Here is a 13,656-nt window from a genome sequence, read left to right as displayed (position 1 = left end):
AAATTTCAAAATATGTGTTGAATAGCTTGTACAGAAATCATGAGATCCAGAGACCAATCCGAATCTACTCCGTATGTATGATGGGCTAGCTGTGGAGTTATCCTCTATTTCTGCGTTATGTCTAGTATTTCCTTCTTTTGCCGTTTTAAAAATACAAGAAAAAGCAACCTTTTGCCGCTCTCTGCCAGCGCTTTATCAAGCCCAGCAAAGGAGCAACAGGTTGCTTCTCATTGTCGGTTTTATCGACGCAAACCAAGCTTTGCAATCAAAGCACTATAACGGCTTACATCTTTGTTTTTAACATATGCTAGCAACTTACGACGTTGTCCAACCATTTTAAGCAAACCACGACGGGAGTGGTGATCTTTCTTGTGCGTACGAAGGTGGTCTGTAAGGTTAACAATGTTTTCTGTAAGAATTGCTACTTGTACTTCTGGTGAACCTGTGTCGGTATCGTGTACCTTGTGAGTTTGAATCAGTTGTGTTTTGCGCTCTTGCGTAATTGCCATAATCGTTCATCTCCTAAATTCTATATAGTATCCCCGCTAGCCTAGAAAGCGCCGATGAAAACGTCAATCCAAGCCAAGGTTCATGCCAAAGGAACACGTCCATTTGACAACGTTATTCAGTATATCACATTTGACTAGTAGAAGTAAATGTATGATTACGACTCTAAGCTCAATTTATGCTTAGCATCTTCGGAGTCACGCTTAATTTGAGCTACTAATTCATCTAATGAGGAAAATTTACGCTCTGGTCGAAGAAATGAAATTAACTCAACCTTTACGGTCTCCCCATAGATTTGCTCGGAGAATTCAAATAAATGCGCTTCAAAAGATGGCTTCAATTCCCCAGTCTCGAACGTTGGTTTTACACCAATATTCATAACGCCTTGATAAACCTCTCCGCGGACCGTTGCTTTAATCGCATAAACACCGTTCGTTGGAGTGACATAAGACTCATCCAGTTGGAGATTAGCTGTAGGAAAACCAAGTGTTCTTCCTCTTTTCGCCCCATCAACGACAATGCCGCTCACACTGTAGGGACGACCTAGCAACCTAGTTACGGTTTCAACTTCTCCAAGGTTCAATGCTTCACGTATACGTGTACTGCTTACTTTTTCACCATTCATATGAAAAGGTCTCACCACTTCAACAGAGAATTTCCCATGACTCAACTCACAGAGTGAATCAGGGGTACCTTTACCTTGAAAACCAAAAGTAAAATCAAAGCCGCAAATAACGCTGTCAACACCAAGTCGATCAAGGACTTGATCCACGAATTGCTCCGGAGATAATCGCATTAGGGATGCATCGAACGTTACGATGTACGTTTGATTCACACCCATGCTCTCGAAAATCTCCATTTTCCTTTTTATCGGCGTCAGTAAATCTACATATTTGTCTTGACCCATTACCGCTCGCGGATGTGGAGAAAACGTCATTATGGCTGACTTCAGCCCAAGCGACTTCGCCGTATTCAGGGCACGTCCGATTACTTCTTGATGACCTAAATGTACACCGTCAAAGTCACCAATGGCCACGACTTGTTTCCCTACTATGTGGGCAAGCTGATCCAGATCCATCGGATAAGATATTGGTATTATTTTCATAAAAGTTCGTTCACCTACCCATTTCAACCCGTCCCGAGACGTTATGATTAAAGGAAAACTTTGGCCGGGACCAAGACGTGGCTAGTGCTTTTCCATTCAAACAGACCAAGAAATCGTTCATCAGGTGAATAGGCCCGAAATATGGTTGGAGAAGCATCTGCATGAGCCACCCGATTCGCAGCTAGAGCTATTTTTTTGCCTTGTAAAGAATGAACAGCTTCTTGCTCAGTGAGCGATATAGCCGGAATATGCGAGATCACTATATCCATAGGAATCATATGTTGTTCAAGCGTACCCGCTTCTTTCATCTGAACAATTTGCTCAAATGTTAAGCATTGCTCTTGGCGAATATTCCCCGTCGACGTACGTATCAAGCTTACCATGACCGCAGGATAACCAAGCGCTTTCCCAATATCTACACAAAGTGTTCGGATATAAGTGCCTTTGGAGCACTTGGCGCGGAAACGAATTTCAGGATGCTTCTGATCCAAGTTAAGCTCGAGAACTTCGAGTTCAAAAATCGTGGCTTTCCGTGATTTGCGCTCAACTTCCTTACCTTCTCGTGCCAATTCGTAGAGACGCTTGCCATCTATTTTAACAGCTGAGAACATAGGTGGAATCTGCTCGATCTCCCCGACGAATGAAGCAAGAACTTCACGTACTTGTCCTTCTTCGAGTGACACTTGCGGCACTTCTTCCAGCACCGCTCCCGTCATATCTTCAGTGTCCGTAGATACCCCAATCCGTAAAACGGCTTCGTATTCCTTCGGAAGCTCTTGAATATATTCAACCATCCGTGTAGCTCGACCAATACAAAGTGGCAGAACACCTGTCACTTGCGGGTCAAGTGTACCCGTGTGCCCAATTCTTTTAATACTCAAAATCCTTCTAACTTTGGCGACAACATCATGTGATGTAAAGCCCGCTGGTTTCCAGACAGGCAATATGCCTTCTAGCGTCATTTCAGCTTGTCCCCTACTTCCTGAACCATTCTAGCTATAGCTTCGTCTAGTGTACCATAGATCGTACAACCTGACGCTCTAACATGCCCCCCGCCGCCAAGCGATTGAGCAATAGCTGCAACATCAACTAGCCCGGAGGAGCGAAGGCTGACTTTAATAACCCCGTCTGACTTCTCCTTAATCAGCATACCCACTTCGACACCTTCAACATTACGCGGATAGTTGACCAAACCGTCCAAATCATCGCTCGACGCCCCTGTTAACTCTAAGTCAACAAGTGAGACAGCAAGCCATGCAAGCTTTCGATCATAGGCAAAGGAAAGTGTTGATAACGCCTTCTGGAGAAGCACAATTTGCGCGTACGTCATGCGTTCAAGGACATGCTCTGCAATTTCAGCACCTTTGACACCTAGTTCCAACATCAAAGCTCCCATTTTCATGACCTCAGATGTGGTGTTCGAGTATCGAAAGCCTCCTGTATCCGTCAACAATCCTGTATAGATACATTCACCAAACGTAATGTCAGGCTGCAGCTTCATATGTATTGCCAAATCGTACAATATTTGAACGGTTGCCGCGGCATCATGCTTAATGAGATGACATGAACCAAACTGATCATTAGTGGGATGATGGTCAATATTGAGTAATTGTACCTGTTCATCAAAAAGAGTGCTGATCCTACCCATTCTGGAGAAATCAGCACAATCTACACTTATGATGGTTTGGAAAAGTCGGTTCGGTGCCATTTCACTATAATCAATGATGTGTTGGCTACCATCTAAATATGAAAATTTAGAGGGCATAGCGCCCTCGTTAATCATGGTGAAAGACTTCCCAAGTTGACGTAGAATCCAACCTGTTGCATACGTTGAACTGGCAGCATCTCCATCGGGTTGGATGTGAGACACAACCAAGAAATCATCATGCTGCTCGATAAATGCAGCTGCTGCTGCCAGCTGCTGACAGTATTCGTTGGCATGGTTCATTCCGTTATTCATACGTTTGTATTTCCTTCCTGATTGAGCTTATACAACAATTGGTCAATGTGACTACCATAGTCAATAGAAGCATCAAATTTAAACTGAAGCTCTGGAATCTTACGCAAACGAATCCGTTTGCCTAATTCAGAGCGAATATATCCTGAAGCCACAGAAAGCGCCTTAAGTGTGGCCGCTTTCTCTTCTTCAGTTCCCATTACGCTTAGATAAACTCGAGCAAGGGATAAATCATTCGTCACTTCAACACCTGTTACGGTCATAAAACCGATACGAGGATCTTTCAGTTCCGCTTGAATGATTTGACTTAGCTCTTTCTTAATTTGCTCTCCAACGCGACCTACGCGAACTCTAGCCATTTATAATCACCTCTCAACGGACTCCATGATAAAGGCTTCAATAATGTCGCCCTCTTTAATATCATGATAACGCTCAAGAGATATACCACATTCGTAGCCTTGTGCAACTTCTTTTTGATCATCCTTAAATCGTTTCAAGGAGTCAATTTTGCCTTCATGAACAACGATACCGCCGCGAACCAACCGAGTTTGTGCATTACGCGCAATTTTACCTGAAGTTACATAGCAACCAGCAATTGTTCCTGCGCCCGTAATTTTGAATACGTTACGCACTTCTGCTTGACCAAGGACAACTTCTTTGAAAATAGGATCCAGCATGCCTTTCATCGCTTGCTCGATTTCTTCAATTACGTTGTAAATGATGTTGTGCAGACGGATATCGACTTTCTCTTGATCAGCTGTTGCTTTCGCAGCAGGCTCAGGACGAACGTTAAATCCGATAATAATCGCATTGGATGCAGAAGCCAAAATAATATCGGATTCTGTAACAGCCCCAACGCCATTGTGTAGAATTTTAACGCGTACACCCTCGACTTCGATCTTCTCAAGAGAGCTTTTCAGTGCTTCAACAGAACCTTGAACGTCACCTTTAATAATGACATTCAAATCTTTGATTTCGCCATCTTTAATATGCTTAAAGAGGTCATCCAACGTAACGCGGGAGTTCGCAGTCATCTCGGATTGACGAAGTGCAATTGCACGACGATCCGCGATATCTCTTGCTTTACGCTCATCTTCATAAGCCAAGAATGGATCCCCAGCTTGTGGAACTTCAGTCAGACCCGTAATTTCAACTGGTGTTGAAGGACCTGCTTCTTTCAATCGTTTACCTTTATCATTCACCATCGCACGGACACGACCGAAGCATACACCGGCAACGAAGCTATCTCCCACTTTCAAAGTACCATGTTGAATGAGGATACGAGCCACTGGGCCTCTTCCTTTATCCAACTCAGCTTCAATGACAGTCGCTCTAGCACGTTTGTTAGGGTTCGCTTTGTACTCTTGTACTTCAGCTACTAGCAAAATCATTTCAAGCAGGTTTTCTAGACCAATACGTTGTTTTGCGGAAATTTCGCAGAAAATCGTATCGCCGCCCCACTCTTCCGGAACTAACTCGTAAGCCGTAAGAGCTTGCTTGATTTGATCAGGATTAGCGCCTTCTTTATCAATCTTGTTCACAGCTACAATGATCGGTACACCAGCTGCTTTAGCATGGCTGATAGCCTCTACAGTTTGTGGCATTACACCGTCATCTGCTGCAACTACGATAATCGTAATATCTGTCACTTGAGCACCGCGGGCACGCATCGTTGTAAACGCTTCGTGACCAGGCGTATCCAAGAACGTAATTTTCTTTTGGTTAACTTCAACTTGATAAGCACCGATGTGCTGTGTGATTCCGCCGGCTTCGCCTTCGGTTACACTCGTTTTACGGATAGCATCAAGCAATGTTGTTTTACCATGATCGACGTGACCCATGATCGTAACAACCGGTGGACGCTCCAGCAAATCAGCCTCGTCATCGATTTCTTCGAAGGTTTCAAAGTTGTCTTCTTCGACTTTGATTTTGATTTCAACTTCAACGCCAAATTCAGTCGCAATCAATTGGATTGTTTCCAGATCTAGCTCTTGGTTGATTGTTGCCATTGTTCCAAGGAACAAAAGCTTCTTAATCACTTCAGAAGCATCTTTGTGAAGCAATTTCGCGGTTTCACCAACCGTCATATTGCCACGAACAATGATTTTCTTAGGTGTGTTATCCACTTTTTCTTTTTTAACCATATCTTGTTGGTAACGACCTCTGTTGTTGCCGCGTTGGTTGCCACGATTGTTGCCGCCAGGACCACGGTTACCGCCAGATCTGTTATCATCAAAACGTTTAGGCGTAGGCTTGGATTTCTTCGTTGTAATAACGCCAGCTTTTGCTGCTGCATCATCCAACTCAGCTGCTGTTGCACCTACATGGAATTGCGGCTTCGCTTCTTGCACAACCGGTCTTCCGCTTTGGTTATTGTTGCGGTTCTCAAATGGCTTGGACTGACGATTAGGACCAGCGCTGCGGTTCGGGCTCGATTGAGGACGTCCGCTGTTCGCACTTTGACCGCTGCTAGCTCCTGGGTTGCCTGCACCTTGGCTAGGACGTGAACCTGCATAGTTACTGTTCGTACGCGGCGCTCCACCTTGTCCTTGACCTTGGCTATAGCCTTGGCTAGCTGGACGGCTGCTGTTGTATCCGCCACTGCTTCCACCTGCTGGACGTTGTCCACCTGGATTGGAACCTTGGTAACCCGTACGCTGCCCACCTTGGCTTCCGCCTTGGCCTGCTGGACGTTGTCCACCTGGGTTGGAACCTTGGTAACCCGTACGTTGGCCGCCTTGGCCTCCGCCTTGACCGCTTGGACGTCCGCCATTCGGATTGGAACCTTGATATCCTGTACGTTGTCCACCTTGGCTATTAGAACGATTGCCTTGGTAATTGCTGCTTTGTCCACTTGGACGTGACTGTTGCGGGCGACTTGTTGCATTTTGAGTAGACTGACCTTGTTGTGAAGTCCCTGTACTCGTAGTAGTCGTTGGTTGACTACTTGCTTGTTCTGTAACTGCTGACGGCTTAGCCGCAGGAGTTACTGCACCTTTATTCTCTTGTGCTGGAGCCTGCGATGCAGGATTCTGATTCGTCGTAGATGAACTCACATTTCCTCCGTCCGTAGCTGCTCGTTTGGCAGCCGCATTTGCTTTAATATCTCTAAAAAACTTTTCCACACTGCTAACCGCGTCATTCTCCATTACACTCATATGGTTGTTAACAGGTATATTTAATCGTTTGAGAATTGTAATAATTTCTTTACTGCTCATATTGAGCTGCTTCGCGTATTCGTACACGCGAGTCTTATCTTTATTATCTTGTTTATTGGTCAATATGTTTCACCTCCGCAGGATTTTCTTGACTCTTCTGCAGCATCTGCGCGAAGCCTCCGTCCAATACACCTATGGTGACACGCATTTCTTTTCCAATGCTGCGGCCCAATTCATACTTCGTACCGATCTCGATGAGTTTAACCCCATAAAATAGGCATTTATCTTGAAATTTCTTACGTGTATTAGCTGAAGCGTCCTCCGCCATGATCACAAGCTTGGCTTCACCCGCGCGAATTGCTTTGAAAACACCTTCATCACCCGTTACGAGCTTTCCGGCTCTCATTGCCAATCCCAATTGTGAAGAAAATTTAGGATTCATCTTCCGACTCCTCCTCTTTCGAAGAAAGGAATTCATCTTCAACACGAATAAAATCTTGTTCCAGTTGGTCATAAATATCTGCGCCTACAGCATGCTTCAGAGCTCTATCCAGGGCTTTGCTTTTCTTTGCCAATTTAAAACAAGAAACTTTACCGCACAGGTAGGCACCGCGCCCAGACTTCTTCCCCTTGAGATCAATGAGAATGTCATCCTCAGGCGTTTTGACGACGCGGATCAAGTCCCTCTTCGGCATCATTTCCTGACAGGCAACGCATTTTCTCAGAGGGATTTTTCTCTGCTTCATTCCGATCACCCCTTGTTCCTAAAACAAAAACTTAATCGATGCTTACCGAATCCTGATGCATCTCTTCCGTGTACGTTTTCACTCTGCCATATTCTTGCTCAGCTTGTGTTTCGCTCTTGATATCGATTTTCCAGCCCGTTAGTTTGGCAGCCAAACGTGCGTTCTGCCCTTTAATCCCAATGGCCAAAGAAAGTTGATAATCAGGCACAATGACACGCGCCATTTTTTCATTTTCATGAATTTGAACTTCAAGCACTTTAGAAGGGCTAAGCGCATTCGCTACGTACTCTTCCACGCTTTCCATCCAACGAACGATATCGATCTTCTCACCGCGCAGCTCAGTCACGATCGTTTGAACGCGTAATCCTTTAGGTCCTACACATGAACCTACAGGATCAACCTCAGGGTTGCGAGAGTGAACCGCAATTTTCGAACGGAAGCCTGCTTCACGAGCAACTGAACGAATTTCAACTACACCATCAAAAATTTCAGGAACTTCCAGCTCAAATAAACGCTTCAATAAACCTGGATGTGTTCTTGATAAAATAATTTGAGGACCCTTCGTCGTGTTCTCAACTTTTGTGATATACGCCTTGATGCGGTCTCCCTGCTTGAACTTATCCGTAGGCATAAGCTCCGTAAGTGGAAGAACTGCTTCTACTTTACCCAGGTCAACATAAATATTACGTTGATCTTGACGCTGTAGGATACCCGTAACGATATCTTCTTCTTTATCGATAAAAGCATTATAAATTAAGCCACGCTCGGCTTCGCGGATACGTTGCGTTACGACCTGTTTCGCAGTTTGTGCGGCAATACGTCCAAAATCACGAGGCGTCACTTCAATTTCAACAATATCATCCAATTGGTAGTTTGGATTAATTTCACGTGAAGCATGCACAGAAATTTCCAATCTCGGATCCAATACATCCTCTGTAACGGTCTTCCTTGCATATACCTTGATAAGACCCGTATGTCGATTGATATCTACACGCACGTTCTGTGCCGTGTTGAAATTACGTTTATAACTTGAAATCATCGCCGCTTCAATAGCATCAATGAGTAGCTCCTTGGAGATACCCTTCTCTCGTTCAATTTCCGACAGCGCTTCAATAAAATCCGTGTTCATTTGAACTGAGTCCCCCCTTTCAATAAGTAACGATGACTAAAATACGATAGCGAGACGAGCGCTAGCTAATTTAGCAACCGGAATGCTAATTTTCTTTTTACCAATCTCAATCACGAGAACTTCCTCATCATAAGACTGCAACAATCCTTCAAATTCCTTTGAACCGTCAATCGTCTCATACGTGGTAACAAATACGTGACTATTCACGGCTTTATAATAATCTTGAGGCTTCTTAAGCGGGCGTTCTGCCCCTGGTGAAGAAACTTCCAAGAAATAAGCATCAGAGATCGGATCTTTCTCATCCAATTGAACACTTAGGTATTCACTGATGCGGCCGCAATCATCTATATCAATTCCGCCTTCTTTGTCCGCATAGACACGAAGGAACCAATTGCTGCCCTCTTTGACATACTCAATATCAACGATTTCAAAGCCGTTTTGTTCTACAAAATCCTTCAGCATGTCCGCTATGATGGATTTGATTTGCTCTTGTGTAACCACAGATACGTGTACCTCCTAAATTGACTTCTTCTTGTCGTATCCGAAAAAGTCCTATATCAAAATGCAAAGAGTGGGTTTCCCCACTCTCTAATCACAAGATGATATCCTCATTATTACCAATAAAAATTATACCATAACCAATCTTTGCATTACAATAGCAAACTTGTTAATCATTTTCACTTGACAGCTGTTTGTTAGAACAAAGAAAGCTGATTAGACTCAGGCATACCACGGAAACAACCCATGGAAGTCAGCAGCTCTATGACGGTTTTAGAAGCCTTAGATTTATTCTGGAAATCCTCAATTGAGAGGAAATCGCCTTCTTCTTTGGCAGCAGCAATATTTTTGGCAGCATTTTCACCAATCCCAGACATAGCCGCAAATGGTGGAATTAAAGATGTGCCATCAATGATGAATTTTGTCGCATCGGAACGATAAATATCAATAGGCTTGAAGCTAAAGCCACGTGATGTCATTTCTAACGACATTTCAAGAATGGAGACCATGGCTTTCTCTTTTGGTAGCGCTTGGAAACCCTTCGCTTCAATCTCTATAAGTTGTTTGAGAATCGCATCATAGCCTTGGCAAAGCAGTTCAAGATCAAAGTCCGCTGCACGTACACTAAAATAAGTAGCGTAGTAAGCAATCGGATGATATACCTTGAAGTAAGCAGTACGAACAGCGGAGATAACGTAAGCAGCAGCATGCGCTTTTGGAAACATATATTCAATCCGTTCGCAGGATTCAATATACCAAGCGGGTACATTACAGCGCTTCATCTCCTCTTTCCATTCGTCGGTTAGACCCTTCCCTTTACGAACGCTCTCTGTAATTTTAAAAGCAAGACCTGCATCCATTCCCGCTTTATAGATCAAGAAGAGCATGATATCATCCCGACAACCAATAACCGTCTTAATGTTACAGATACCTTTTTTGATTAGTTCCTGCGCGTTCCCTAACCAAACACCCGTTCCATGGGACAACCCTGAAATTTGCAATAAATCGGCAAAAGAGGATGGTTGCGTTTCCTGAAGCATCTGTCTAACGAACTTCGTACCCATCTCGGGAACACCATACGTCGCTACTGGAGATCGAATCTGATCAGGTCTTACGCCCAAGGCTTCCGTTGAATTGAAAATACTCATCGCTTTCTCATCATTCATGGGAATCGTTGTTGGATCAATACCTGTCAAATCTTGAAGCATCCGCATCATCGTCGGATCGTCGTGTCCGAGAATATCTAGTTTTAGCAAGTTCGCATCGAAGGCATGATAGTCAAAATGGGTCGTCATCCATTCCGAGTTTTTGTCATCAGCAGGATATTGAACCGGCGTAATATCATCGACTTCAATATAATCCGGAACTACGACAATACCGCCGGGATGCTGCCCCGTACTTCTTTTAACCCCAGTACATCCTGAAGCTAATCGAGCAAGCTCTGCTCCGCGCCACTTCTGACCCTGTTCTTCTTCGTACTTCTTCACAAATCCGAAAGCTGTTTTCTCCGCAACCGTCCCGATCGTCCCTGCACGAAATACATTCTTAGGTCCAAAGATCTCCTTCGTGAAATTATGGGCAACGGGCTGATAAACACCAGAGAAGTTCAAATCGATATCGGGAACCTTGTCCCCTTTAAAGCCTAGGAACGTTTCGAAAGGAATGTCATGCCCATCCCCTTTCAAATTCCCGCCGCAGGAAGGACATACTTTATTCGGTAAGTCGAAACCACTCGGTACGCTTCCATCAAGGAACCACTCACTGTGCCTGCACGTTAGACATATATAGTGAGGAGGCAACGGATTAACCTCAGATATCCCTAACATCATCGCAACGACAGAAGATCCAACAGATCCCCGAGAACCTACGAGGTATCCGTCCGCATTTGATTTTTTCACAAGTCGTTCAGAAATCAAATAATTGGCAGAGAAACCGAATTTAATGATAGGAACAAGCTCTTTCTCTAACCGAGCAATAATAACTTCTGGCAGCTCATCACCATAAATGCTTTTCGCAGTGTCATAGCAGGTTGTCCGAATCTCTTCGTCGGCACCTTCGATAATTGGTGTAAACAGCTTGTCCGGGAAAAGCTCAATGGATTCAAATCGATCAGCAAGATCATTCGTACTGCGTACAACAACCTCAAACGCCTTCTCGGCACCCAAAAACTTAAACTCTTCCAACATCTCTTTCGTTGTACGGAAATGTGCATCCGGCTTCTTCATTGCTTTCAATGGACTAAAGCCTGTTATCCCATTGATCGTAATGTCGCGGCATACTTTTTCCCGTGGGTTAAGGTAATGGGCATTTCCCGTCGCAATGACAGGTTTCCCCGTTTTATAACCGATTTCGCATACGCGACGAACGGCATTTTCGAGATCTTGGGCAGATCCGACAAGTCCTTTTTCCACGAGATGCATGTTATAGCTAACGGGCTGAATTTCGAGGATGTCATAAAACTCAGCAACTTGCTCGGCCTCTTCGATTGATTTATTAAGAACAGCTTCGAAAAACTCGCCTTTTTCACAGCCAGAGGTAATTAAAAGGCCCTCTCTATGCTCCACTAACACGCTTTTGGGAATCGTTGCTTGTCGCTGCAGGTACGTCGTATGTGACATTGAGATCAGCTTAAAGAGATTTTTCTTCCCAACAGGGTTAAGCGCATAAATACAGGAATGAAATGGACGTTGATTGGATAAATCTTTCCCGACATAATCATTCAATTTCGCGAGACTCGTAATCTGACGATCATTAGCCTCATTAATTAAATGGTAAAGTACATAACCAAGCGCAATCGAGTCATCAATCGCTCGGTGATGGTTATCGAGACTTACTTTAAATTTATCGGACAACGTATTGAGACGATGATTCTTCATAGACGGGAAGAGAAATCTGGCAAGCTCCAGCGTATCTAACACGGAATTTGTAACTTCAGGCAAGTTCATACGCTTTAGATTCGCTTGAAGAAAGCCCATATCGAACCGAGCGTTATGCGCAACAAGCACGCAATCTCCAATGAATTCAACAAACTTCGGAAGCTCGTCCTCAATGTCCGGAGCATCCTTCACCATATCATCATTAATATTCGTTAATTGCTGAATATTGTAAGGGATCTTCTCATGTGGATTAATGAACGTGGCGAAACGATCAATTTCTTTGCCATCCTGCATTTTCACACCAGCAAGCTCGATGATGCGATTATTGGTGACCGATAGCCCCGTTGTCTCCACGTCGAAAATAACATAGGTCGCTTGTTTCAGATCCATATCTCGACCATTCATAACGATGGGAACCGAATCATTAACAACGTTCGCTTCAACACCATAAATCACTTTAATCCCATGCTTCTTAGCTGCTTTACCGGCATCAGGAAAACATTGAATATTGCTATGATCTGTAACCGCAATGGCTTTATGTCCCCATTTGGCGGCCATTTTCACGTACTGATCAATAGGCGTCAAGGCGTCCATCGTACTCATCGTTGTGTGCAAATGGAACTCTACACGCTTCTCCGCTGCATCATCCATCCGGTCCCTCGGCGCCATCACTTCGTACAGATCATTCGGAATCATCACAAGCTCAGGAATTTGCATGAACCGATCATACTCGACTTTCCCTCTAGCTCGAATCCAAGTACCGTTAGCAAGAAGACTCATGATCTTCACGTCATCTTTGGTCTTAGCAAACACCTTCATCGCAAGTGAATCGGAGAAATCTGTGATGTTAAACGTAAACAGGGTGTTCCCGTTTCTTAATTCTTTAACATCCAGTCCAAATACGGTGCCTTGTACCGTGATCTTCTTCTCTTCTTCTTGAATATCCTTCAGTGGTGTTGGAACTTCCTTTATATCAATACCCATGACCAGCTTCAATTCACCCTCTGGCAACGAGGACTCTTCTTCCTCCATGTCAATGGACATCATGATTTCTTGGGTGAATGTTTTCTCACCTTGCTCACGCTGCTTAGCAAACTTCTCATACTCTGCAACGATTTCAGTCGTATCACTCATAGCATATTTAATGGATAATTCCGTTTGAAAAAAGTTATGAAAAAAGTTTCGAATAAACATATCGATATTTTTCTTCTTCGCTAACTCAAGACCAATCGCATCCAACATAACTAGCGAAAGTGCATGCCCTTGTACCTCGAACCTGGCCTTCGACATCCAGCCATTCACAGAAGGAACTTCCCGCTGCAGCCATTCCATAAATAGACTCCAGTACTCCTCAACTAGAGCAGCTGGCTCTGCTTGCTCATACTTCCAAATAAACCGAATTTTCGCGATTTGCGCAAATTTCTCTTGAATCATTTTACAAAATGAACGATAAATGTTCAGAGGCACAAGGTCATTTTTAACCAAATAGAATGTCCAATCGCGGTTTTTTCGACTGATTTCTACTTGATCAATGTAACCTTCTGCAAAATATGACCGTACAACATCGGCTGGAATCTCGGCTTGCTGCATCAAAAGCTCAAAGCGATTCCGTTTATCAGCCAAATTACTCATGAACAGCCTCCCCATAAACATACCAAGGGCAATGGAGTAAGACCTCCA

At 44.0% G+C, this 13,656-nt stretch carries 11 protein-coding genes; all 11 read right to left on the bottom strand.

Annotated elements, in window-relative coordinates; all coding sequences use genetic code 11:
• Positions 1 to 239 precede the first annotated feature (239 nt).
• The 11 genes from rpsO to AC58UX_RS19355 all read right to left on the bottom strand — a co-directional run bounded on the left by rpsO (position 240) and on the right by AC58UX_RS19355 (position 13,608).
• Positions 240 to 509, bottom strand: coding sequence for a 30S ribosomal protein S15 (gene rpsO / locus AC58UX_RS19405; RefSeq protein ID WP_028558319.1), 270 nt, complete (start codon positions 507 to 509; stop codon positions 240 to 242).
• 155 nt (positions 510 to 664) lie between these two features.
• On the bottom strand, positions 665 to 1,612 hold the full coding sequence (locus tag AC58UX_RS19400) for a bifunctional riboflavin kinase/FAD synthetase (RefSeq protein WP_497255635.1): 948 nt from the start codon (positions 1,610 to 1,612) through the stop codon (positions 665 to 667).
• Positions 1,613 to 1,659: 47 nt separating this feature from the next.
• Positions 1,660 to 2,574, bottom strand: coding sequence for a tRNA pseudouridine(55) synthase TruB (gene truB / locus AC58UX_RS19395; protein ID WP_497255633.1), 915 nt, complete (start codon positions 2,572 to 2,574; stop codon positions 1,660 to 1,662).
• Entirely contained in the window at positions 2,571 to 3,572 is a 1,002-nt protein-coding gene (locus tag AC58UX_RS19390; protein ID WP_497255631.1) for a DHH family phosphoesterase, read from the bottom strand. The genes truB and AC58UX_RS19390 overlap by 4 nt, the downstream gene beginning before the upstream one ends.
• The gene (rbfA, locus tag AC58UX_RS19385) at positions 3,569 to 3,928 is read right to left on the bottom strand and encodes a 30S ribosome-binding factor RbfA (RefSeq protein WP_056625044.1); all 360 of its coding nucleotides are present in this window, start codon (positions 3,926 to 3,928) and stop codon (positions 3,569 to 3,571) included. The genes AC58UX_RS19390 and rbfA overlap by 4 nt, the downstream gene beginning before the upstream one ends.
• Before the next feature lie 6 nt (positions 3,929 to 3,934).
• The gene (gene infB, locus AC58UX_RS19380) at positions 3,935 to 6,850 is read right to left on the bottom strand and encodes a translation initiation factor IF-2 (RefSeq protein WP_497255629.1); all 2,916 of its coding nucleotides are present in this window, start codon (positions 6,848 to 6,850) and stop codon (positions 3,935 to 3,937) included.
• Positions 6,840 to 7,169 carry a L7Ae/L30e/S12e/Gadd45 family ribosomal protein gene (locus AC58UX_RS19375; protein ID WP_497255627.1) on the bottom strand — a complete coding sequence of 110 codons (330 nt, stop codon included), beginning with the start codon at positions 7,167 to 7,169 and terminating at the stop codon, positions 6,840 to 6,842. The genes infB and AC58UX_RS19375 overlap by 11 nt, the downstream gene beginning before the upstream one ends.
• Positions 7,159 to 7,473: an RNase P modulator RnpM gene (gene rnpM / locus AC58UX_RS19370; RefSeq protein ID WP_065853834.1), complete on the bottom strand. Its 315-nt coding sequence runs from the start codon at positions 7,471 to 7,473 to the stop codon at positions 7,159 to 7,161. Before rnpM ends, AC58UX_RS19375 begins: the two co-directional genes overlap by 11 nt.
• A 31-nt stretch (positions 7,474 to 7,504) precedes the next feature.
• Positions 7,505 to 8,602: a transcription termination factor NusA gene (nusA, locus tag AC58UX_RS19365; RefSeq protein ID WP_497255625.1), complete on the bottom strand. Its 1,098-nt coding sequence runs from the start codon at positions 8,600 to 8,602 to the stop codon at positions 7,505 to 7,507.
• A 36-nt stretch (positions 8,603 to 8,638) separates the two neighbouring features.
• On the bottom strand, positions 8,639 to 9,103 hold the full coding sequence (gene rimP, locus AC58UX_RS19360) for a ribosome maturation factor RimP (protein ID WP_497255623.1): 465 nt from the start codon (positions 9,101 to 9,103) through the stop codon (positions 8,639 to 8,641).
• Between the two features lie 194 nt (positions 9,104 to 9,297).
• The gene (locus AC58UX_RS19355) at positions 9,298 to 13,608 is read right to left on the bottom strand and encodes a PolC-type DNA polymerase III (RefSeq protein ID WP_497255621.1); all 4,311 of its coding nucleotides are present in this window, start codon (positions 13,606 to 13,608) and stop codon (positions 9,298 to 9,300) included.
• Positions 13,609 to 13,656: the final 48 nt, after the last annotated feature.

The sequence above is a fragment of the Paenibacillus sp. J22P90 genome, from assembly GCF_059692195.1.
Note: the sequence above shows the minus strand (reverse complement) of the source record. Positions and strands in the feature narration are given on the sequence as shown.

Bases quoted from the DNA above. Each gene is read 5' to 3' on its own strand.
- rpsO (WP_028558319.1), bottom strand. From the start codon at position 509: ATGGCAATTACGCAAGAGCGCAAAACACAACTGATTCAAACTCACAAG.
- AC58UX_RS19400 (WP_497255635.1), bottom strand. From the start codon at position 1,612: ATGAAAATAATACCAATATCTTATCCGATGGATCTGGATCAGCTTGCC.
- truB (WP_497255633.1), bottom strand. From the start codon at position 2,574: ATGACGCTAGAAGGCATATTGCCTGTCTGGAAACCAGCGGGCTTTACA.
- AC58UX_RS19390 (WP_497255631.1), bottom strand. From the start codon at position 3,572: ATGAATAACGGAATGAACCATGCCAACGAATACTGTCAGCAGCTGGCA.
- rbfA (WP_056625044.1), bottom strand. From the start codon at position 3,928: ATGGCTAGAGTTCGCGTAGGTCGCGTTGGAGAGCAAATTAAGAAAGAG.
- AC58UX_RS19375 (WP_497255627.1), bottom strand. From the start codon at position 7,169: ATGAATCCTAAATTTTCTTCACAATTGGGATTGGCAATGAGAGCCGGA.
- rnpM (WP_065853834.1), bottom strand. From the start codon at position 7,473: ATGAAGCAGAGAAAAATCCCTCTGAGAAAATGCGTTGCCTGTCAGGAA.
- nusA (WP_497255625.1), bottom strand. From the start codon at position 8,602: ATGAACACGGATTTTATTGAAGCGCTGTCGGAAATTGAACGAGAGAAG.
- AC58UX_RS19355 (WP_497255621.1), bottom strand. From the start codon at position 13,608: ATGAGTAATTTGGCTGATAAACGGAATCGCTTTGAGCTTTTGATGCAG.